Source organism: Brucella sp. NBRC 14130, assembly GCF_040371715.1.
In the GTDB taxonomy this organism is placed as follows: domain Bacteria; phylum Pseudomonadota; class Alphaproteobacteria; order Rhizobiales; family Rhizobiaceae; genus Brucella; species Brucella intermedia.
This window is the reverse complement of the sequence record NZ_BAABTE010000004.1, coordinates 254,011-274,585: the sequence shown is the minus strand read 5'-3', so window position 1 is coordinate 274,585 and position 20,575 is coordinate 254,011. Positions and strand designations below refer to the sequence as shown.

Genomic DNA, 20,575 nt, shown 5'->3' with positions numbered 1-20,575 from the left:
GCAGACTTGGCTGTGGAACAACACTTATCCAATCTCCCGCAGATTCATGTTGTAGGGTTGTCTGATAACCTTATATGTAAGCGTTGGAAACAGTTTTCTCCGTTCTGTCCAAGGAATGAAACGGAAAAGCCCGCCGCATCTGAAAAACTGTCGTACTCCTGCGACAGCGCATTGCACTTCGATAAAGCCAAGAGGATATCATGTACGTTACGGGGGACAGGGCGGGAAACAAGCAGGACGGTCTCGTCGCTCTTTTGGGTGGCGATCTGGTTATGACCGAACAAAATGACATGTCTGGCTATTGTCGTGACTGGCCGGGGGATGTGGAAAATGCGGCGGTTGCGGTGATCCGTCCGCGTTCGACAGCGGATGTCTCCGCTGCGGTCAAAGCCTGCGCTTCATTGGGATTGTCTATCATTCCGCAAGGCGGAAATACCGGTCTCGTGCAGGGTGGCGTACCGGATGGCCGGGACAATCTCGTCATTTTGAGTCTTGAGCGGATGAACCGCATTCGGAAAATAGATCCGGATGATTTTTCAGCGATTGTCGATGCTGGTTGCATTCTCTCGGAACTGAAAGACAAACTGGCAACCAAAGGAATGTTTTTTCCGCTGGCGCTTGGTGCGCAGGGAAGCTGTCGTATCGGGGGAAATGTCAGCACCAATGCCGGGGGCATCAATGTGTTACGCTATGGCATGACCCGAGAATTGATACTCGGCCTGGAGGTCGTTCTGCCTGACGGTACCATATTCAACGGTCTTTCGACGCTGAGAAAAGACAATCGCGGCATTGATCTGAAGCAGCTTTTTATCGGTGCGGAAGGCATTCTTGGAATAGTAACCGGCGTCGCGATCAAACTGATGCCCTTGCCGGACAAGGTGGAAACTGCGCTGCTTGGGCTCAATTCCCTTGACGATGCCATTGCGCTTTATCGGCGGGCACGGGTGCAGTGCTGTGATCTGATGTCGGCATTCGAGTTCATGCCTCCGGTGGCTTTTACACTGGCGCAAGAGGCGATGCCGGAACTCACCACGCCGCTGGGGCAATATCCGGCCTATGTCTTGATGGAGATTTCAGGCTCGGGACTGGTCGATATAGCGTCACTGATGGAGCAGTTTCTTGCAGAAGCAATGGAAGATGGTCTCATTCTTGACGGGACTATCGCGTCATCGCGGGCACAAGGTCAAAATCTCTGGGCGTTCCGCGAGGCGATGAATGAAGGGCAGGCGCTGCGTGGCAAGCATCTGCGCACTGACATATCGGTTCCATTGTCGAAACTGGCATCGTTCGTCGATGAAGCTGAAAGGGAACTGGCGAAGGTTCTTCCTGATTGTCTCGCGGTTTCCTATGGACATGTCGGGGACGGCAATGTGCATCTCAATGTCATCCCCGAAAGCAATCTCGATGCTGCTGCGAAAGACGCGAAGATCAAGCTTGCAAAGGAAACGATCAATGCTGTCCTGGATCGATATGCAGGCAGCATTAGCGCGGAACACGGCATTGGCCGCCTGAAAAGGGACGATTTCGAGAAGCGCATTGACCCTGCACGGCGAAAGCTGCTTGAAGGTCTCAAACAGGCTATCGATCCGGAGAACGTCATGAATCCGGGCTGCCAGCTTTCGCTTGACTCTTCAAAGGGCTGACGACACATCAATTGCACAGGCAATCAGGGAGACTTTATCATTTTGTTTGGTGAAATCAGGCGCAATGAGCAACTCCCTGGACGCATCGCTTCCGAAATCACGCGGCAGATAGGTGAAGGTACTCTCTTGCCGGGGCAAAAGCTGCCGACAGAACATAATCTGGCTCAGAGCTTCGGAGTTAGCCGCTCGGTTGTACGTGAAGCGATAGCCCAGTTGCGGAACGAGGGTCTGGTTGAAACCCGACAGGGTGTCGGGGCTTTCGTGACGGAACCCGACAGGAGGCACGCCCTCCGGATAGAGCCCGAAACACTTGCCAATCGCGAAAATTTCCGCAGCCTGTTCCAGTTGCGAATGGCGCTCGAAATTGAAGCGGCGGGATTAGCGGCGGTGCATCATGATGAACACGACATGATACAACTCAACGAAGCGCTCGCAGAAATGAGCGGTTCAAAAAAATGGACCGATACGGGTATAGCTGCCGATCTGGCTTTTCATCGGGCGCTCGCTTCTGCAACTCACAATGAGTATTTTCCGTTGGTCCTAGGCTTCATTGCCGAACGCATCAATCAGGCAATCAACGCAGCGCGTGCGCGGGCCGTGCTCGAGCAGATTGTCGAGATCACCATTGATGAGCATACCGCAATCAGGGACGCCGTTCATTCGCGGGATCCGTTGCAGGCACGCGAAGTGATGCGCCACCACATCGTGCAGGCAGCAAGCCGAGTCGGCCTCAAGCTGGAAACTTTCTGATGGCTTCTTCTTTCGGGCTTTTCAATCTGGAAGGGCGCATTGCGCTGATCACGGGTTCCAGTCAGGGCATTGGTTTTGCCCTGGCGCGAGGGCTTGCGGAACAGGGTGCAACGGTGATCATCAATGGCCGTGACCGGGGCAAGGTGGATCAGGCTGTCACCCTGCTGGAGGATGATGGACATAAGGTCTTTGCATCTGCCTTCGATGTGACGAATGCCGCGGAAGTCCGCGCCGCCATTGAGATGATTGAAGAGGAAATCGGCGCACTCGATATTCTGGTCAATAACGCCGGGATGCAGTACCGCGCACCGCTTGAGGATTTCCCCATCGAGAAATGGCAGCAGCTTCTGGAAACCAACATCTCCAGCGCTTTTTATGTCGGGCAGGCGGCTGCGCGCCATATGATCGCGCGAGGACGCGGCAAGATAATCAACATTGCTTCGGTTCAAAGTGAACTGGCGCGTCCTTCGATTGCGCCTTATACCGCGACAAAGGGAGCTATCCGTAACCTGACCCGCGGTATGGCCACCGATTGGGCCAGACATGGCTTGCAGGTCAATGCGATTGCACCCGGCTATTTCAAGACGCCGCTGAATCAGGCATTGGTTGATGACCCCGAATTTACGGCTTGGCTGGAAAAAAGGACGCCGGCGGGCCGCTGGGGGAACGTGGAAGAATTGGTCGGTGCCGCCGTATTCCTGAGCAGCGATGCTTCCACTTTTGTGAACGGACAGGTCTTGCATGTTGATGGCGGCATGACCGCAAGCGTATGAGGAAATGATGCTGCGTATCATCGTGATGGGTGTTTCGGGTTCCGGAAAATCGACGGTCGGGGAGAACATTGCAGATGCTTTGAAGCTTCCGTTTCTCGAAGGCGACTCTCTTCATCCAAAGTCGAACGTCGATAAGATGTCGGCAGGCATCCCCTTGCAGGACGAGGATCGCTGGCCCTGGCTCGATAAAATCGGAGAACGTCTTGCGGCCTCGAGCGACGGGATTGTTATATCCTGTTCCGCATTGAAGAAGAGCTATCGGGATCGCCTCCGCGCCGCAGCGGGTGCGCCTGTCCTTTTTGTTTTTCTGGACGGCAGTTTTGAAGTCTTGCATGAGCATATGGGGCATCGCACCGGCCATTTCATGCCGGTAACGATGCTGGAAAGCCAGATTGCTACACTTGAAACCCCGGTGGGAGAACCGCTGGTATTTCGAGCAGATGTTGCCGAGAGCGTGGAAAAGATCGTTTCCGATAGCCTCGAATGGATAGATTCAGTTCAGCTTTAGCGTTATTTCAACGGCCAGAAGAACATCAGTGTGGGTACCGTTACAATCGCGATGATGATGGATAACGGCAACCCAAGACGCGGATAATCGCTGAATTTGTAGCCGCCCGGTCCCATCACCAGCGTATTGCACTGATGACCGATCGGGGTGAGAAAATCGCACCCCGCACCGATCGCGACTGCCATCAGGAACGCTTCAGGCTTGAAACCAAGCCCAGAAGCAAAGCTTGTCGCGATGGGAGCCATGACGAGGACCGTCGCGGCATTGTTGAGAAATGGCGTCACCATCATCGCTGCCACAAGAATGAGCGCCAAAGCACCGGCCGGTGGTAATTGATGGCCGATTGTGGCAAGTCCCTCTGCTATGAGATCAGTGCCCCCGGTCGTCCTCAGTGCATCGGAAACCGGAATGAGCGCAGCCAGCATGACCAGAATTGGGCCATCAATCTCGTCATAGACCTCGTTGAGAGGTATGACCTTGAACAGAAGCATAGCAACGGCAGCCGCAAAGAAAGCCACCGCAACCGGGACGAGGCTTAAAGCGGTCGCACCGATGGCGGCAATCAGAATGGCGAGCGGGATCAATCCGCGCCGGACACTGCCGAGCATCAACTTGCGGCGGGCGAGTGGCAGCAATTCAAACTCGGGCAGAAAGGTTGATAGATTTGCCTGTCTGCCTTGCAGGACGATTACATCGCCGAAGCGCAGTATAACTTCGCTGAGGCGCTCGGTAATGCGCTCCCCTGGACGACTGACAGCCAGAAGATTCAGATCATACCGCGCGAAAAGGGCGAGTCTCTGGGCAGTCAGTCCGATGAGACGCGAATTTTTTCCAATAACAGCTTCGACGGCTTCGATGTCGGTCGAACCGCTGGTCTCGGAAGGATTGCGGTTCTCGGAGAGGGTGAGCTTTCCCGCGCTTATGATCGCATCAAGCGCCTTCGGGTCGCCTTCAAGTAGCACTACATCGCCTTCATTCAGGACGGTGTCGGGAAGCGGCGTCAATCGCTGTTCCTTGCGTACGATGGAGGTTACCATCGCTTCGCCTTCAGCAGCCTTGATGAGATCAGTCACGCGCTTGCCGATCATTGTCGAGGTTTTTGTGATGCGCGCTTCGGAAGCATAATTCTTGATCTTGATTGCTTCATCCAGCGAAACATTTTCGCGCGTGCGTTGCGGGACGAGCCAGTAAAAAAGAACCAGATAGATTAGCCCCACGGCTGAAAGCACGGCGCCGACGGGTGTGAAGTCGAACATGGTGAAGGGCTCCCCCACCATTTCGCCGCGAATGCGAGAAACGACGATATTGGGCGAAGTACCCACCTGAGTCATCAAACCGCCGAGCAGCGCGCCAAACGCCATAGGCATGAGAAACGTTGAGGGGGAAACATTGGAGCGGCGTGCGAATTGAAAAGCGACCGGGATCATGATGGCCAACGCACCGACGTTTTTCACAAAGGCGGAGAGTACGGTGACGACCGCGACCAAAACGGCCAGCTGTAATCTTACACTGCTGATCTCCGGCAGGAAACGCTGGACTGCCGCCTGCATCAGACCGGAACGTGCGACACCTGCGCTAACCACCAGCGCACTGCCCACGATGATGACAATGTCGTCGCTAAACCCCGAAAATGCGTGATCGAAGGGGACGACGCCAACAGCTATCGCGAGGAGAAGTGCGCAGAGCGCGACGACATCATAACGGAATTTGCCCCAGATAAACGCCCCCATCATAAGTATGATCACTGCGAAGGAGAGTATCTGCTGATGCGTCATCTATCGGAATTTCCTCACAGGCGGAAAATATTCCGTTCTGTGTAGCCGATAAATTCTAAAACAGAAATCGATTATTATAGCGGGTTGCGACCTTCGAGGGACGCAACCCGTCAGACTGTCAATCGTTCAGGCGCTGGCCATCACTGCCAAAAACATGGACATTTTCTGCGAATGCGCCAACCCTCACGGTCTGGTCTATATTATGAGCCGAACGCCCGGCAACTCGGAAGATAAGCGGCTTGCCGTCAGGCAAAGCAGCGTGGATATAGCTTTCTGCACCGACGAGTTCGACCGCTTCGATACGGACGGTCGTATTGAAACCATCAGCATCGGGCGCGCCATCTTCGAGAATGTGGACATCTTCCGGGCGAACACCGATGGTGAAATTTCCTGCGGGTGTCTTCACCGCACTGCCGGTCGTCCAGCCGGCGGTTTCTGCACTTGGCAGCAAGTTCATGGACGGAGAGCCGATAAACGTTGCGACGAATGTGGAGGCCGGTTTTTCATAAAGTTCGATCGGTGTGCCGACCTGTTCGATATGACCTGCATTCAGCACAACGAGACGGTCTGCCATGGTCATGGCCTCCATCTGGTCATGGGTGACATAAACGCTCGTGGTACCGAGCGAACGTTGCAGACGCTTGATCTCGACACGCATCTGCACGCGCAGTTTCGCATCGAGGTTAGAAAGCGGTTCGTCGAAGAGAAATGCCGCCGGTTCGCGGACGATGGCTCGGCCCATGGCTACACGCTGGCGCTGGCCACCGGAGAGCTGGCGCGGCTTGCGCTCCAGAAACTGCTCGATTTCAAGGGCTTTGGCGGCCTTTGCAATGCGACGTTCGATCTCGTCTTTTGGTGTCTTGCGGTTTTTCAGGCCATAAGCGAGGTTTTCCCGTACCGTCATATGCGGATAGAGCGCATAATTCTGGAACACCATGGCAATATCGCGCTCAGCGGGCTCAACATCGTTGACCACGCGGCCGCCGATGGAAATGGTGCCAGATGTAATGCCTTCCAATCCGGCTATCATGCGCAGCAGCGTGGATTTACCGCAGCCGGAGGGACCTACCAGCACCACGAATTCCCCGTCATCGATCTCCAGCGATACGCCTTTGATGACTTCAACATTGCCGCCATAGCTCTTGCGGACGTTATCAAGAACGATTTTGCTCATTACTTTTCCGTTTCAACGAGACCTTTGACGAACCAGCGCTGCATCAGCACCACAACGAGGATCGGCGGGATGATAGCCAGAATGGCTGTTACCATGACGTAGTTCCAGGGAGTGGAAGCGTCAGCCCAGTCGACCATGCGACGCAGGCCGATGATGATTGTGTTCATCTTTGCATCATTGGTAACGAGCAGCGGCCACAGATACTGGGTCCATCCGTAGATGAAGAGAATGACGAAAAGCGCTGCGATATTCGTCTTCGAAAGCGGAAGCAGGATATCGCGCATGAAACGGAACGGTCCGGCATTGTCGATACGTGCTGCTTCCACCAGTTCGCCTGGAATTGTGAGGAAGAACTGACGGAACAGGAATGTCGCCGTCGCAGATGCCATCAGCGGCAGCGTAAGCCCGGCATAGGTGTCGATCATGCCGAGGTCCACGATTACCTTGTAGGTGGGCAGAATGCGCACTTCCACGGGCAGCATCAGCGTGACGAAGATCATCCAGAAGAAGAACATACGCATCGGAAAGCGGAAGAACACAATCGCGAAGGCAGACATGAACGAGATAATGATCTTGCCGACTGCGATGGCCATGGCAACCACGAACGAGTTCCAAAGCAGCCTTTCGAGACTGACGCCGACGACACGTTCAACGCCGCCGAAGATGGCTTCGCCATAGTTTTCTATGAAATGATCGCCAGGCAGAAGCGAGATTGGCGGGCGGATGATCTGGGTCGAAGTCATCGTCGAAGCGACGAATGTATAGTAGATGGGAAAGGCGACGATTATGATGCCAAGGATGAGGATCAGGTGACCGATAAGGTTTGAGATTGGGCGTTTTTCTATCATTGTCGCCTCACTCACGAATAATGCACGCGCTTCTCGACGAAGCGGAATTGGAAGGCTGTCAGGGCAATCACGATTGCCATTAGAATGACGGACTGTGCAGAAGACGAACCGAGGTTCAGATTGACGAAGCCGTCATTGTAAACCTTGTAGACCAGCGTTTCGGTCGCTCTGGCAGGGCCACCTCCCGTCACGGCATGGATGATGCCGAACGTGTCGAAGAATGCATAGACGGTGTTTACGACCAAGAGGAAGAACGACGTCGGTGCGAGCAAAGGAAATACGATGGACCAGAATCTCCGCGATCCCCGGGCACCATCGATAGCGGCTGCTTCGATCAAAGATTTAGGGATTGCCTGTAAACCTGCAACAAAGAACAGGAAATTGTAGGAAATCTGTTTCCAGGCGGCAGCAACGACGACGAGGCCCATAGCCTGATTGCCATCCAGTAGCGGGTCCCATGCGAAGCCATTGCGGCGCAGGATATAGGCGAAAGTGCCCATCGCCGGATTAAACATGAAAAGCCACAGCATGCCGGCCACGGCTGGTGCCACCGCGTATGGCCAGATCAGGAGCGTACGATAAAATGTTTTACCGCGAATAACGCGGTCTGCAGCGGTCGCGAGCAAAAGCGCTGCACCCATCGCGAGCAGAGCGGTCAGTATGTTGAAAACAATCGTCACCCTGAATGAGTGCAGATAGTTGGGATCGGCCAGAACACTTGTGAAGTTGGCCAGACCCACGAAGGTGGATTTGAGTCCGAAAGCATCTTCACGCATGAAGGACTGATAAATCGCCTGACTGGCTGGCCAGAAGAAAAACACCACAGTCAGGATGATCTGCGGGGCCAGTAGGAAATAGGGCAGAATTTTATTTGGAAAGGTTACTTTCTGCACGGGGAGCTTCCTCGTGGGATAACAAGGCCGCCTGCCACAAAGGCAGGCGGCGTTGTGTCAATGTGATCGTTTACTGAGCTGCGGCAATCGCGTCGTTGGCACGCTTGACGCCGTTCTCAAGCGCAGTTTTCGCGTCCTGCTTGCCGCCGAGCATGGCTTCGAACTCTTCATTCAGGATATCGCGGACCTGTGGCAGGTTAATGAGGCGCACACCCTTTGAGTTTTCGGTTGGGGCCTTGCCCATCATCTGGAGAATAGGCGTTTCGCGGCCCGGGTTCTTTTCGTAGAAATCCGACTTCTTGGTTTCCTCGTAAGCAGCGAGCGTCACTGGGAGATAACCCGACTTCTCGTGCAGCTTGACCTGAATTTTGGTCTGGGAGAGGAAGTTGAAGAATTCTGCAACGCCCTTGTACTGTTCGTCGCTAAGGCCGGCGAAAACCCAAAGGGCAGCACCGCCAGGGATCGTATTTTGCGGGCCGTGGCCTTCATAATAAGGCAACTGGCCGATGCCGTAATTGATGCCCGACTTCACGACATCTCCAAGGCCGCCGGAGGATTCGGTAAGCATCGCGCACTCACCTGAAGTGAAAAGCTGCTTGGCTTCCGACGTACGACCGCCGTAGCGGAACGTGCCATCCTTTGCAAGGTCGGCAATCGACTGGAAATGCTGAATGTAAAGCGGAGAATTGATCTCGAGCTTTACATCGGTGCCGCCGAGACCGTTTTCATTGGTGCCATAAGGAACGTTATTCCAGGCCGCAAAGTTTTCGGTCTGAATCCAGGTCAGCCATGTCGAAGTAAAGCCGCACGCTGCTGCACCACTGGATTTGATCTTCTTGGCCGCTTCAAAAACTTCCGGCCAGGTCTTTGGCGGATTGTTTTCATCAAGACCGGCCTTCTTGAAGGCGTCCTTGTTGTAATAGAGGATCGGCGACGAGGAGTTATATGGGAAGGACAGCATGGTGCCATCGGGCTTTGAGTAATAAGCGACGATGCCGGGCAGGTACTGCGACTTATCGAACTTGAAACCACCCTTTTCCAGCACTTCGGCAGCCGGCACTACAGCGCCTTCGGCAGCCATCATGACACCGCTGCCGGCATCGAAGACCTGCAGAATTGCAGGAGGCTGCTTGGAGCGGAACGCGGCAATACCGGCATTCAGCGTTTCGGGATAGGTTCCCTTGTAAACCGGAACGATCTTATATTCGCTCTGGCTTTCGTTGAACTCTTTCGAGAGTTCGTTGACCATTTCGTTGTTGGCACCGGTCATCCCGTGCCACCACGCCAGTTCCGTCTGGGCGAATGCCTGCGAACCGATGGTGAGGGCGAGGGCGCTCGTCAGCGCCGAAGTCGTGATCAGACGGATAAGCATGTTTCCTCCTCGAGTGTGAGATTGCGTGAACATTCGAGCTCCTTTAGGGGGTCTCAAAGTTCCGACATCTGCGATATATTCATTGCACTTATATGAATGCAATTTTTTGCAAAGGATCAACCTTCGATTCTTCCAATGGCAGAATAAATCCGAAAACGATAGCATTCGAAATGAAAAAAAGCGAAAGGCAAGTGATAATCGTGGGGAGAACATGTGCACAATGAAGCCGTCGGAAACGCTGCCCGATGGCATTTGAGCACGGTGATTGCCTGTTCGCTGCCCCGGCGGATTGACCAACGTGCAAGTCTGAATTGAATATACCTCCTCGAATCTGGCCGACGGGTTGCTGAAATCCTATCAACCAGGCCGGACATTGATCAGTTTGCAGACGGGTGAGCTTATGCCGAGTGATGATCGCAGGAAAAGTCGCGTTACGCTTTTGGATGTGGCGCGCCACGCCAATGTATCGCGTGCGACGGCTTCACTGGTCATTCGCAAAAGTCCGCTGGTGGGTGCAGCGACACGCGAGAAGGTGGAAAAAGCCCTGCAGGAGTTGGGTTATGTCTATAATATGGGCGCAGCCAGTCTCCGGGCGGAGAGGTCGAATACGGTGGGCGTCATCGTACCGACCCTCGGCAACCCGTTTTACGGTGAATTGCTTTCTGGAATAGACAGTGTTGTAGGTGAGGCTGGGCTGGTCGTTCTCCTTGCAAACAGCCACGAGAATTTTGCCAATCAAACCACCCTCATGCAGCGTATGCGCGAGCATGGTGTCGATGGCGTGATTGTATCGCTGACGGCAGAAACGGCTCCCGAATTCATCGAGCAGTTTGTGGACTGGGGGCTACCGGTCGTTCAGGTATTGCGTCATGTGACGGACCGAATTGACTACGCAGGCGTGGATTATGCGGGTGGCATGCGGCAGGCAGTCAATTATCTAGCCCGGCTGGGGCATAGGACGATCGCCTTTGCCGTGCACGGGCCGGTCCATTCCGCATATCGCGAACGTGTCGAAGGCTTTCGGGATGCGATGCAGCAACAAGGCCTCGATCCCGGTTTGATCGTTCGCTTGCCATACACGATGCCGGAAATCGCCAAAGCGGCCCCGTTACTCTTTCAGGCGGGACCAGCGCCGACAGCGGCGATCTGTTTCAATGACGTGGTTGCTCTGGGGCTTACGGCGGGCCTTTATGACTGTGGGAGGAAAGTTGGCGAGGACTTCTCTCTGATCGGCTTCGATGATGTAAGCGACGCGGAGGCGACGCGGCCCCGCTTGAGTTCAGTGTCAACGCGACCGGTTGCAGTGGGCCAGAACGCCGCCAGGCTGCTTCTTTCCCGGCTGGCAAGTCCGGAGAAGCAGGTCGAGCGGATCATCAGCGAGACATATTTGCAGGTGAGGCAGTCCTGTGTACCGTTAAAAGCGCCAGTCATCTAATCCTAATTAATGATTGACGAGCGGCATCAAACCAATTTAGATCGATCTAAATTTGTTGCCGACAGGAGGAAAAGTCGGCATAGTCCGTGTACCGGGAGGTTCGGCATTGTATAATTTCAACTTCGCGCCCGTTTTCGCGTCGATGGATAAGCTGCTTGTCGGTGCGTGGCAGACGATTGAGCTCTCGTGCGCTGCCATGGTGTTGGGCTTGATTGTCTCGATTGTCTGCGCTGTCGGTAAGACATCCGGACCCAAACCGGTACGCTTCGTCATCGATGCCTATATCGAAATCATCCGCAACACGCCGTTTCTGGTGCAGATTTTCTTTATCTTCTTTGGACTGCCTTCTGCCGGTTTGCGCCTGTCGCCCAATAGTGCTGCGCTTCTTGCACTGGTCGTGAATTTCGGGGCCTACGGCACGGAGATTATTCGGGCGGGTATTGAATCCATTCATAAAGGTCAGGTGGAAGCTGGGACAGCGCTTGGTCTCTCCAGGCTTCAGGTATTCCGCTATGTCATCATGAAGCCAGCCTTGCGGACGGTCTATCCATCGCTCACCAGTCAGTTCATTTATCTGATGCTGACTTCGAGTGTTGTATCCGTCATTTCCGCCAATGAGCTTGCGGCTGCGGGTAACGATTTGCAGTCGGCGACCTTTGCGAGCTTTGAGGTCTATATCGTTATCACGCTCATGTATCTCGTCATGTCCATCGGTTTCTCTGCCGTCTTCGCGTTGATCGAGAAGGTGGCCTTCAAATACCCGTTGAGCCGATAGGAGCAGGCCATGATCAGACCTTTTGGCTGGAACGAATTTCTCATCATCGTTTATGCAGCGCAATGGACCATTGCTCTTTCCGCCATTGCCTTTGTGGGCGGCGGTATTGGAGGACTGCTGGTTGCGCTGATGCGCGTCTCGGATGCCCGCGTCCCGCGTTTCATTGCGCTCGGCTTCATAAGGCTGTTTCAGGGCACACCGCTTCTGATGCAGCTGTTTCTGGTCTTTTTCGGTCTCAATATTTTCGGACTGGGCATCAATCCGTGGATCGCTGCAACAATTGCACTGACTTTGCATGCGAGCGCTTTTCTGGGCGAGATCTGGCGCGGCTGTATTGATGCTGTGCCGCCCGGTCAGCGCGAAGCCGCAACTGCCTTGGGGCTGCGTTACTATAATCGTATGCGCTATGTGATCCTGCCGCAGGCTGCGCGCATTTCCGTTGCGCCGACAGTGGGGTTTCTCGTGCAGCTCATCAAGGGAACGTCTCTTGCTGCAATCATTGGCTTTACGGAACTGACACGCCAAGGTCAGATCATCAACAATGCGACATTCAGTCCGTTCATGGTGTTTGGCACCGTGGCGGCTGTCTATTTTGTCCTGTGCTGGCCGCTATCCATTCTCGCGCGCCGCATGGAAGCGAGGTTTTCTCGTGCTACGGCTCGGTAATCGGGGGCTGGGGAAGACAATGGGCATTTCCGGCCTGCTGCGAGACATGGCTGCGGCAGGAAATGCTCCGAAAAATAAGAAACGGTGCCGGCGAGGAGACCGGCCCTTGATAGGGAAGGAATAAAAATGAATATCACCAGACGTTTGGCTATGGCCTTCATTGGTGCGGGAGCTCTCGCGACCGTGCTGGCACCTGCAGCATTTGCGCAGACTGTTGACGGCATCAAGTCCGCCGGGAAAATCAAGATCGGTATGCTGGTCGATTTTCCACCTTTCGGCATCATGAATACCAGCAATGAACCGGATGGCTATGACGCTGACGTGGCAAAGCTGCTGGCGAAGGAGATCGGTGTCGAGGCTCAGATTGTTCCGGTTACCGGTCCGAACCGGATTCCCTATCTGCAGAGCGGTCAGGTCGATGTCCTGGTTGCTTCGCTGGGCATCACGGAGGAGCGCGCCAAGAGCGTGGATTTCTCCCAGCCTTATGCGGGCATTTCAATTGGTGTATTCGGACCGAAGGATATTGCGGTTGCGAAGCCGGAGGATCTTTCGGGCAAGACCATCGGCGTCGCGCGGGCTTCGACGCAGGATACGGCAGTTACCAAGGTTGCGCCGCAGGATGCCAACATTCGCCGCTTCGACGACGACGCAAGCGCAGTGCAGGCTTTGCTTTCCGGTCAGGTTGAACTGATTGGTCTCTCCAACGTTGTGGCGGCTGAGATCGAAAAGGCTGCTCCGGGCCGCTACGAACAGAAAATCCAGCTCAGCCAGCAGGTACAGGGCATCGCTGTTCGCAAGGGCTCGGCCGAAATGCTGGAATTCGTCAACAAGTTCATCGAAAAGGCGAAGAGCGACGGTGAACTGAACAAGATCCATGAGAAGTGGCTTGGCGCGCCGCTGCCGGATTTTGTTTCCCAGGCAAAGTAAGCTCCTGAATTCCGCCTTGCCCGTCCTCAGGCGGGCATGGCGATCCAGTCCACGAAAGTGAGTTTCTCGACATGAACCAGACGGCTCAGGGAACGACAAACCAGATGCAGCACGATGCTTCTGGTGCGGCAGTGCTTATGCAAGGGGTGAACAAGTGGTACGGCACGTACCATGCGCTCCGAAATATCAATCTGACTGTATCCCGCGGCGAACGTATCGTTATTTGCGGCCCGTCTGGTTCGGGAAAGTCTACTCTCATCCGCTGCATCAATCAGTTGGAGACCATTCAGGAGGGCCGTATCATCGTTGATGGCCACGACCTCACTGCTGGTGGAAAGAATGTAGATATCGTGCGGCAGGAAACCGGTATGGTTTTCCAGCAGTTCAATCTCTTTCCGCATATGACTGTTCTTGAGAATTGCACGTTGGCGCCGATGAAGGTGCGGGGCATCTCGAAGCCGGAGGCCGAAAAGACAGCGCGCAAATATCTGGAGCGCGTCCGCATTCCCGAACAGGCGGACAAGTATCCGGCCCAGCTTTCCGGCGGACAGCAACAGCGCGTGGCTATTGCCCGTGCGCTCTGCATGAATCCCAAGATCATGCTTTTCGATGAACCGACTTCGGCGCTCGATCCAGAAATGGTCAAGGAAGTTCTGGATACCATGATCGATCTCGCGAAAGAGGGCATGACCATGCTGTGCGTTACGCATGAAATGGGCTTTGCGCGGCAGGTCGCAGACCGCGTCATTTTCATGGATCAGGGGCAAATTCTCGAAATGGCGGAACCGGAAGAGTTTTTCGGTAATCCGAAACACGAGCGCACAAAGGCATTCATTGGCCAGATTTCCTGATTGTCTCCAATAATTTAGTAATGGAGTTTGAAGTGACGAACGAAGTTCTGCTCATCGAGCCTATGATGCCGTTGATCGAAGAGCGACTGGACGCGGCTTACAAGGTTCTTCGCCTGTATAAACCGGAGGACAGTGGGGCTATCGATGCGGCCCTCGGCACCATACGTGCTGTCGTCACTGGGGGCGGAACAGGGCTCTCCAACGAGTGGATGGAACGTTTGCCGTCACTTGGCCTGATCGCCATTAACGGTGTGGGAACAGACAAGGTTGACCTCGCTTTTTCACGTGGTCGCAACGTCCATGTCAGCACCACGCCGGGCGTTCTGACGGACGATGTCGCTGACACCGGCATTGCCCTCATGCTCGCGGTAATGCGCCATGTCGTTGCGGGCGATCGGTTCGTAAGGGAAGGTAGATGGGCTCGCCGGGAGGCTTTCTCTCTCGGGATAAGCCCGAAAGGCAAGCGGGTCGGCGTCCTGGGGCTTGGCCAGATTGGCAAATCGTTTGCGCGGCGCGCGGAAGCATTTGGCATGGAAGTGCATTACTGGAACCGTTCGCCTGTCGCAGACACCGGTTGGGTCGCACACGCCACGCCTGTGGAACTTGCGCAGCAAAGCGACGTGCTCGCAGTGTGCGTTGCAGCCAACCCATCGACGGCCAATATCGTGAATGCGGATGTTCTGGCGGCACTTGGAAACAAAGGCTATCTGGTCAATGTAGCCCGAGGCAGTGTCGTTGACGAAGATGCGCTTCTGGAAGCGTTGAACAACGGAACCATTGCTGGTGCCGGCCTTGATGTTTTCGTCAATGAACCGACGATCAGAGCGGATTTTCTGACCGCGCCAAACACGGTGCTGATGCCGCATCAGGGCAGCGCAACGGTCGAAACCCGTGTTGGAATGGGCGAACTGGTGCTCGCCAATCTCGCAGCATATTTTTCCGGTGATGTTCCGCCGACCAAGGTAAACTGAGTTATTATCCATGATTGTCAGACAGGCCTTTTTTGAAGGCGCTATTCATGCTGGGCGCGAGGATGCGTTCAAAGCTTATGTCGCCGATATCCTCATGCCGATGTGGCTCTCCTTTCCCGGTATCAGGGAAGTGCGCGTTCTTTACGCTGTCGAACGCGATGAAGGTGCTCCGGCTTACCCGATGGTGCTTTGGACCAAGTATGACAGCAGGGAGGCTCTGGCGGAGGCGCTCGCGTCATCTGTGCGATATGAAAGCCGGGTGGCGACAAAGGGCCTCCTCGAAATGTTCGATGGTCATATCCATCATCACGTCTTCGATCTCACCCTCGAAGGGTGAGGTCGCGTCTATTCAGCAGCCTCAAGCGCCCCACGTCCGCTCAAGGACATTGATCCAGTTGCCATGGGCCAGCTTGATGATGGAGGCATCGTCGTAGCCGTGCTTGCGGAATGCTTCTATGACCAGCTGGAGATCGCCTACGTCGCAGAGCGTCGACGAAATCGTGGTGCCATCAAAATCGGAACCGAGCGCCAGATGGTCGATCCCGATGCGATCGACAATGTAATCGGCGTGACGAACGATCTCGGATAGATCGGTATCAGGATCGCGCTTTCCGTCTTCGCGCAGGAATGACACGCCGAAGTTGAGCCCAACAAGACCGCCCGTATCGCGAATGGCATCCAGTTGCCTGTCCGTCAGGTTGCGGCTTTGCTGGCAAAGCGCGTGCGCATTGGAGTGCGACGCCACGAGCGGCGCGTCGGAGATCGCTGCAATGTCCCAAAACCCTTTCTCGTTCATGTGAGAAAGGTCGATCATGACTTTCAGCTCGTTGCATGCGCGAATGAGAGCTTTGCCGTGATCGGTAAGGCCGGGACCGATATCCGGGGAGGCGGGAAAGCGGAAGGGGATGCCGTGGGCAAAAATATTCGGGCGGCTCCAGACAGGCCCGAGCGTTCTAAGGCCAGCTTCATGCAGAACATAAAGCGCATCGAGGTGTTCGCTGAAAGCCTCCACACCTTCGATATGATAGACGGACGCGAAAATCCCCTTCGCAAACGCATCGCGAATATCTGCTGCCGTGCGGCAGACACGCACTCGGCCTTCTGATTCGCGTTCGATTTTCAGCAGGATTGCAGACATGGCGAGCGTGGCCTTCATCGCATCCGACTGGCTGGGTGTCGCGAGGTTGCCGTTGGCATCGAGTTCGCGTGACGGTGAGGGTACATACACTGCGCAAAGTCCGCCGCCCAAACCACCTTTCTGCGCGCGTGGCAGATCGATATGTCCGACATTTTCGCCATCAAGAAAGCGCTTCTCCGGCGCGGCAGCCTCGGATGACCACAACCGCAACAGCACGTCGTTGTGACCATCAAAAACGGGTATCTTCTGTTCTGTTGCCATGGAGTAGCCTTTTCAAATCAAGTCCAGTATTTGAGACACGGGTGATGGACCCAAGCGCGAAGAATTGCAAATGCCATTTCAGTCACTTGATATGATCACCCTGCATGAGCGGCGATTCCTTGTAGCGAAAGCTTTCTTTTAGGTTGCGCTCATGCAAAGTCTGCATAGGCAATGCAAAATTCTGCATTGGCCCCTGCATCCGCTGACGTGATAGCGGAAAGGTGAAAAAATATATCCGGATATAAGCGCCGACGATCGCATCCCAATTCATGGGCATGTTCGGAAAGCGCTGCAAGAGGAGCTCTCAATGATTTCAAGACGTGGTTTTCTGGCGGGTGCGGCTGCCGTTCCCTTCCTGTCCTATGCGAGCATTTTGCCTGCTATTGGAGCTGGACGTCAGGACATTCTGGTTGTGGCGCAGCAGCTCGACAACATGACCAGCCTTGATCCGCATGAGAGCTTTGAAGCTGTGGGCAGCGAAATCTGCAACAACATGTACCAGCGTCTGGTGCATCCAAGCCTCTCCAACCCGGATCAGGTGGAAGGCGGCGTGGCGGTTTCCTGGGAAGCCGACGGCGAAGGCAAGGTCTTTACGTTCAAGATCGATCCGAACGCAAAGTTTGCGAGCGGTGCCCAGATAACAGCGGAAGATGCTGCATTTTCGCTGCAACGTGCGATCAAGATGAACAAGGGGCCGGCTTTCATCATCGGCCAGTTCGGCTTCACGCCTGAGAATGTAGAGAAGAGTATCGTCGCAACCGATCCATCGACATTGACTTTGACGGTCGAGCAGCCGACATCGTTGCCATTCCTGCTATACTGCCTCTCGGCAAGCGTTGCCAGCATTGTGGAAAAGAAGACTGTTCTGGAGAACGCCTCCGGGGATGACCTTGGCAATGGTTGGCTTCAAAAGAACAGCGCGGGTTCTGGTGAATGGGTCCTCGTTTCCTGGAAGCCGAGCGAAAGCATCATTCTGAACGTTAATCCGCATGGCGCCTACAAGGGCAATGTGAAGCGCATCCTTTTGCGACACGTTGCGGACCCGTCCTCGCAGCTTCTGATGCTTCAGAAGGGTGATGTCGATATTGCGCGTAATCTCACCACTGAACAGCTTCGTATTCTGGACGGTGATGAAAACTACAATCTGGTGCGCAAGGGTGTTGGCGGCTTGATGCTGATGTCGCTCAATCAGAGCGTGGAAGCTCTCGCCAAGCCGAAGGTCTGGGAAGCGATCAAGTGGGCTGTGGATTACGACGGCATTCAGAAGAATATCGTGCCGCTGAACTACAAGGTGCATCAAACGCTTGTTCCTGATGGCTTTCCGGCAGCCTTGAATGAAAATCCGTTCAAGAAGGATATTGCCAAGGCAAAGGCTCTTCTCGCGGAAGCAGGTGTTCCAGATGGCTTTTCCATCAAGATGGATCACTATTCGGCGCAGCCTAGCCCGGATATCGCGCAGGCAATTCAGGCGAGCCTTGCCGAAATCGGGATCAAGGTGGAGTTGCTGGCTGCCGAAAATCGTCAGGTTCTGACGAAGATGCGGGCTCGTGAACACCAGATGGCGTTGACCGTATGGGGCTCTGACTATTTCGACCCGAATACCAATGTCGACGTCTTCTGCAACAATCCGGACAATTCCGATGATGCGAAAACCAAGCCTTTTGCCTGGCGCTCGCATTTCCAGAACGAAGATTTCGCCAAGAAGTCTTTGGCCGCGCGTGATGAACAGGACCCGGCGAAGCGCGTGAAGATGTATGAAGATCTGCAGCGCGAATTCATGAACAACAGTCCATTCATCATCATGATGCAGAAGTTCGAGACGGCCGCCTGCCGCAAGGACGTTAGCGGGATGCGTCTCGGCGTGCTGTCCGATTCCCATTCCTATGCAGGGATCGCCAAGGCGTGAAGAAAAGCCTCAAGAACCTGACCGGCATCCTGAGCAGCGTGTTGATCACGCTGTTCGGGCTTATGGTTATCACATTCATGATCGGCCGCGTCATGCCGGTCGATCCAGTTATTGCTGCCGTGGGCGACAACGCGCCCGAAGCCGTTATCCAGCGCGTACGCGCGGAGATGGGGCTCGATCAGCCGCTTGTGGTTCAGTTTGTACATTATATCGGGCAGGTCCTGCACGGTGATTTTGGCAACTCCATTCTGACCCGCAATCCGGTGGCTCAGGATATCGCACGCTATTTCCCGGCAACGCTGGAACTGGCAACGGCCGCCTTGATTGTTGCTGCACTTATCGGCATTCCCCTGGGCGTATGGGCAGCGGTGCGGCAAGGGTCTTTCGTTGACCAGACGATCCGCGTCATCTGTCTTGCGGGACACTCGGTTCCCGTTTTCATGCTGGCGCTGATTTCACTTCTGGTTTTCTATGCGACGCTCGATCTCGCACCGGGACCGGGGCGCCAGGACATCATCTACGAGGGCATGATTCCGCATGTAACGGGCCTGCTCACGATCGACACGCTCATTGAGGGCGACTGGGACGCATTCTGGGATGCTGTCCGTCACATGATTCAGCCCGTCCTGATCCTTGCGTATTTCAGCATGGCGTACATCACACGCATGACCCGTGCCTTCATGCTTGACGCGCTCAAGGGCGAGTTTGTGATTACGGCCCGAGCAAAAGGCCTGTCCCTGACATCCGTGATCTGGAAACATGCTTTCCCGACAGTTGCAGTGCAGCTTGTGACCGTTCTGGCGCTTACCTATGCTGGGTTGCTCGAGGGCGCCGTGGTTACTGAAACTGTCTTCAGCTGGCCGGGCCTTGGACAGTATCTCACGGTCTCATTGATGAATGCCGATATGAACCCGGTTGTAGGGGCTACACTGCTGATCGGTGTTATCTATGTCGGGCTCAATCTGCTCGCCGACATCCTCTATAAAGTTCTGGACCCGCGTGTGCGATGATTTTTGCCAATTTTCATAACTGGGCGCTTGATGACTCGCCCACCTCCCGCTCTCAGGCGAACTGGGGGAGGCGCTATCGTATCTGGGTAAATCTTCGGGCCAATCCGCTCGCAATGATTGGTCTTTTCATCATCGTCGCCTTCGTTGCTTTGTCGCTGGCTGCGCCATTGCTGGCGCCCTATGATCCTAGTGTGCAGGACCTCGGCAACCGACTGTCCGCTCCAACTGCGGAGCATTGGTTCGGCACCGATGAATTGGGCCGCGATATTCTTTCGCGCATTCTCTACGGTGGCCGCGTAACCCTTGGAATGGTTATAGCCGTCGTCATTCTTGTCGCGCCGATTGGACTGTTCATCGGCTGCATCGCCGGTTACTTCGGTGGCATTGTCGACACGGCACTGATGCGCGTCACGGATGTCTTCCTTGCCTTTCCGCGATTGATCCTTGCGCTTGCCTTTGTCGCGGCCTTGAAGCCGGGCGTTGAAAGCGCGGTGCTTGCGATCGCATTGACCGCGTGGCCACCCTATGCGCGTCTGGCGCGTGCGGAAACCATGACCCTGCGCAAGAGCGATTTTATCGCAGCAGCCAAGCTGACTGGTGCTTTGCCTTTTCGCATCATTCTGCGCCACATTATGCCGCTGTGCGTGCCGAGTGTCATCGTGCGCATCACGCTTGATATGAGTTCGATCATCATCACAGCCGCAAGTCTTGGCTTCCTCGGGATGGGGGCGCAGCCGCCATCGCCCGAATGGGGTGCGATGATAGCGACCGCCAAGCGCTTTATTTTCGAACAATGGTGGGTTGCCACCATCCCCGGCATTGCGATCTTCCTTGTATCGCTCGCCTTCAATTTCCTCGGCGACGGTCTGCGCGACGTGCTCGATCCGAAGCAAAATTGA

Annotated in this window: 21 protein-coding genes; 14 read left to right on the top strand and 7 right to left on the bottom strand. The window is 54.9% G+C overall.

Features of this window, described 5'->3' with window-relative positions; translation table 11 throughout:
• Positions 1-200 precede the first annotated feature (200 nt).
• The 4 genes from ABWW28_RS10030 to ABWW28_RS10015 are packed head-to-tail and all read left to right on the top strand — an operon-like array spanning position 201 to position 3,674.
• A complete protein-coding gene (locus ABWW28_RS10030; protein WP_176587661.1) occupies positions 201-1,643 on the top strand; it encodes an FAD-binding oxidoreductase in 1,443 nt (480 codons plus the stop codon).
• 42 nt (positions 1,644-1,685) lie between these two features.
• On the top strand, positions 1,686-2,393 hold the full coding sequence (locus ABWW28_RS10025; protein ID WP_151683552.1) for a FadR/GntR family transcriptional regulator: 708 nt from the start codon (positions 1,686-1,688) through the stop codon (positions 2,391-2,393).
• Positions 2,393-3,166, top strand: a complete 774-nt coding sequence (locus ABWW28_RS10020) for an SDR family oxidoreductase (protein WP_353390915.1) — start codon at positions 2,393-2,395, stop codon at positions 3,164-3,166. The genes ABWW28_RS10025 and ABWW28_RS10020 overlap by 1 nt, the downstream gene beginning before the upstream one ends.
• Positions 3,167-3,173: 7 nt before the next feature.
• Positions 3,174-3,674, top strand: a complete 501-nt coding sequence (locus ABWW28_RS10015; RefSeq protein WP_176588016.1) for a gluconokinase — start codon at positions 3,174-3,176, stop codon at positions 3,672-3,674.
• A gap of 2 nt (positions 3,675-3,676) precedes the next feature.
• On the opposite strand, the gene ABWW28_RS10010 is transcribed toward ABWW28_RS10015, so the two are convergent.
• The 5 genes from ABWW28_RS10010 to ugpB form a co-directional block, all read right to left on the bottom strand.
• Complete coding sequence (locus ABWW28_RS10010) at positions 3,677-5,449, bottom strand: SLC13 family permease (RefSeq protein ID WP_100648703.1); 1,773 nt, start codon at positions 5,447-5,449, stop codon at positions 3,677-3,679.
• Between the two features lie 118 nt (positions 5,450-5,567).
• Positions 5,568-6,623: a sn-glycerol-3-phosphate import ATP-binding protein UgpC gene (locus tag ABWW28_RS10005; RefSeq protein WP_176587662.1), complete on the bottom strand. Its 1,056-nt coding sequence runs from the start codon at positions 6,621-6,623 to the stop codon at positions 5,568-5,570.
• Positions 6,623-7,471, bottom strand: coding sequence for a sn-glycerol-3-phosphate ABC transporter permease UgpE (gene ugpE, locus ABWW28_RS10000; RefSeq protein WP_006471322.1), 849 nt, complete (start codon positions 7,469-7,471; stop codon positions 6,623-6,625). The genes ABWW28_RS10005 and ugpE overlap by 1 nt, the downstream gene beginning before the upstream one ends.
• A gap of 11 nt (positions 7,472-7,482) precedes the next feature.
• Positions 7,483-8,364, bottom strand: coding sequence for a sn-glycerol-3-phosphate ABC transporter permease UgpA (gene ugpA / locus ABWW28_RS09995; protein ID WP_006469005.1), 882 nt, complete (start codon positions 8,362-8,364; stop codon positions 7,483-7,485).
• 70 nt (positions 8,365-8,434) lie between these two features.
• Positions 8,435-9,736: a sn-glycerol-3-phosphate ABC transporter substrate-binding protein UgpB gene (ugpB, locus tag ABWW28_RS09990; RefSeq protein ID WP_162758761.1), complete on the bottom strand. Its 1,302-nt coding sequence runs from the start codon at positions 9,734-9,736 to the stop codon at positions 8,435-8,437.
• Positions 9,737-10,136: 400 nt separating this feature from the next.
• Between ugpB and ABWW28_RS09985 the strand changes: the two genes are divergently transcribed.
• The 7 genes from ABWW28_RS09985 (at position 10,137) to ABWW28_RS09955 (ending at position 15,698) form a co-directional block, all read left to right on the top strand.
• Entirely contained in the window at positions 10,137-11,171 is a 1,035-nt protein-coding gene (locus tag ABWW28_RS09985; RefSeq protein WP_176587663.1) for a LacI family DNA-binding transcriptional regulator, read from the top strand.
• A 106-nt stretch (positions 11,172-11,277) separates the two neighbouring features.
• Positions 11,278-11,946, top strand: coding sequence for an amino acid ABC transporter permease (locus tag ABWW28_RS09980; RefSeq protein ID WP_176587664.1), 669 nt, complete (start codon positions 11,278-11,280; stop codon positions 11,944-11,946).
• Positions 11,947-11,955: 9 nt separating this feature from the next.
• Positions 11,956-12,612, top strand: a complete 657-nt coding sequence (locus ABWW28_RS09975) for an amino acid ABC transporter permease (RefSeq protein ID WP_025090126.1) — start codon at positions 11,956-11,958, stop codon at positions 12,610-12,612.
• A 126-nt stretch (positions 12,613-12,738) separates the two neighbouring features.
• Positions 12,739-13,539 carry a transporter substrate-binding domain-containing protein gene (locus tag ABWW28_RS09970; RefSeq protein ID WP_006471318.1) on the top strand — a complete coding sequence of 267 codons (801 nt, stop codon included), beginning with the start codon at positions 12,739-12,741 and terminating at the stop codon, positions 13,537-13,539.
• 104 nt (positions 13,540-13,643) lie between these two features.
• Complete coding sequence (locus ABWW28_RS09965; RefSeq protein WP_006471317.1) at positions 13,644-14,390, top strand: amino acid ABC transporter ATP-binding protein; 747 nt, start codon at positions 13,644-13,646, stop codon at positions 14,388-14,390.
• Between the two features lie 20 nt (positions 14,391-14,410).
• Positions 14,411-15,361: a 2-hydroxyacid dehydrogenase gene (locus ABWW28_RS09960; RefSeq protein ID WP_176587665.1), complete on the top strand. Its 951-nt coding sequence runs from the start codon at positions 14,411-14,413 to the stop codon at positions 15,359-15,361.
• A 10-nt stretch (positions 15,362-15,371) separates the two neighbouring features.
• Entirely contained in the window at positions 15,372-15,698 is a 327-nt protein-coding gene (locus tag ABWW28_RS09955; protein WP_176587666.1) for a hypothetical protein, read from the top strand.
• 21 nt (positions 15,699-15,719) lie between these two features.
• Here ABWW28_RS09955 and ABWW28_RS09950 read toward each other — a convergent pair whose 3' ends face one another.
• Both ABWW28_RS09950 and ABWW28_RS09945 read right to left on the bottom strand, forming a co-directional pair.
• On the bottom strand, positions 15,720-16,760 hold the full coding sequence (locus ABWW28_RS09950) for a dipeptidase (protein ID WP_176587667.1): 1,041 nt from the start codon (positions 16,758-16,760) through the stop codon (positions 15,720-15,722).
• Positions 16,761-16,842: 82 nt separating this feature from the next.
• The gene (locus ABWW28_RS09945) at positions 16,843-17,055 is read right to left on the bottom strand and encodes a hypothetical protein (RefSeq protein ID WP_176587668.1); all 213 of its coding nucleotides are present in this window, start codon (positions 17,053-17,055) and stop codon (positions 16,843-16,845) included.
• 12 nt (positions 17,056-17,067) lie between these two features.
• Here ABWW28_RS09945 and ABWW28_RS09940 point away from each other — a divergent pair, with 12 nt between their 5' ends.
• The 3 genes from ABWW28_RS09940 to nikC are packed head-to-tail and all read left to right on the top strand — an operon-like array spanning position 17,068 to position 20,575.
• On the top strand, positions 17,068-18,666 hold the full coding sequence (locus ABWW28_RS09940) for an ABC transporter substrate-binding protein (RefSeq protein WP_176587669.1): 1,599 nt from the start codon (positions 17,068-17,070) through the stop codon (positions 18,664-18,666).
• Positions 18,663-19,676, top strand: coding sequence for an ABC transporter permease (locus ABWW28_RS09935; RefSeq protein WP_021587262.1), 1,014 nt, complete (start codon positions 18,663-18,665; stop codon positions 19,674-19,676). Before ABWW28_RS09940 ends, ABWW28_RS09935 begins: the two co-directional genes overlap by 4 nt.
• Positions 19,673-20,575 (top strand): nickel transporter permease, encoded by a 903-nt coding sequence (gene nikC / locus ABWW28_RS09930; RefSeq protein ID WP_100648688.1) that lies wholly within the window; start codon positions 19,673-19,675, stop codon positions 20,573-20,575. The genes ABWW28_RS09935 and nikC overlap by 4 nt, the downstream gene beginning before the upstream one ends.

Bases quoted from the DNA above. Each gene is read 5' to 3' on its own strand.
- ABWW28_RS10030 (WP_176587661.1), top strand. From the start codon at position 201: ATGTACGTTACGGGGGACAGGGCGGGAAACAAGCAGGACGGTCTCGTC.
- ABWW28_RS10020 (WP_353390915.1), top strand. From the start codon at position 2,393: ATGGCTTCTTCTTTCGGGCTTTTCAATCTGGAAGGGCGCATTGCGCTG.
- nikC (WP_100648688.1), top strand. From the start codon at position 19,673: ATGATTTTTGCCAATTTTCATAACTGGGCGCTTGATGACTCGCCCACC.
- ABWW28_RS10015 (WP_176588016.1), top strand. From the start codon at position 3,174: ATGCTGCGTATCATCGTGATGGGTGTTTCGGGTTCCGGAAAATCGACG.
- ABWW28_RS09985 (WP_176587663.1), top strand. From the start codon at position 10,137: ATGCCGAGTGATGATCGCAGGAAAAGTCGCGTTACGCTTTTGGATGTG.
- ABWW28_RS10005 (WP_176587662.1), bottom strand. From the start codon at position 6,623: ATGAGCAAAATCGTTCTTGATAACGTCCGCAAGAGCTATGGCGGCAAT.
- ABWW28_RS09950 (WP_176587667.1), bottom strand. From the start codon at position 16,760: ATGGCAACAGAACAGAAGATACCCGTTTTTGATGGTCACAACGACGTG.
- ugpE (WP_006471322.1), bottom strand. From the start codon at position 7,471: ATGATAGAAAAACGCCCAATCTCAAACCTTATCGGTCACCTGATCCTC.
- ABWW28_RS09970 (WP_006471318.1), top strand. From the start codon at position 12,739: ATGAATATCACCAGACGTTTGGCTATGGCCTTCATTGGTGCGGGAGCT.
- ABWW28_RS09940 (WP_176587669.1), top strand. From the start codon at position 17,068: ATGATTTCAAGACGTGGTTTTCTGGCGGGTGCGGCTGCCGTTCCCTTC.
- ABWW28_RS09955 (WP_176587666.1), top strand. From the start codon at position 15,372: ATGATTGTCAGACAGGCCTTTTTTGAAGGCGCTATTCATGCTGGGCGC.
- ABWW28_RS10010 (WP_100648703.1), bottom strand. From the start codon at position 5,449: ATGACGCATCAGCAGATACTCTCCTTCGCAGTGATCATACTTATGATG.
- ugpB (WP_162758761.1), bottom strand. From the start codon at position 9,736: ATGCTTATCCGTCTGATCACGACTTCGGCGCTGACGAGCGCCCTCGCC.
- ABWW28_RS09965 (WP_006471317.1), top strand. From the start codon at position 13,644: ATGCAGCACGATGCTTCTGGTGCGGCAGTGCTTATGCAAGGGGTGAAC.
- ABWW28_RS09960 (WP_176587665.1), top strand. From the start codon at position 14,411: ATGGAGTTTGAAGTGACGAACGAAGTTCTGCTCATCGAGCCTATGATG.
- ABWW28_RS09975 (WP_025090126.1), top strand. From the start codon at position 11,956: ATGATCAGACCTTTTGGCTGGAACGAATTTCTCATCATCGTTTATGCA.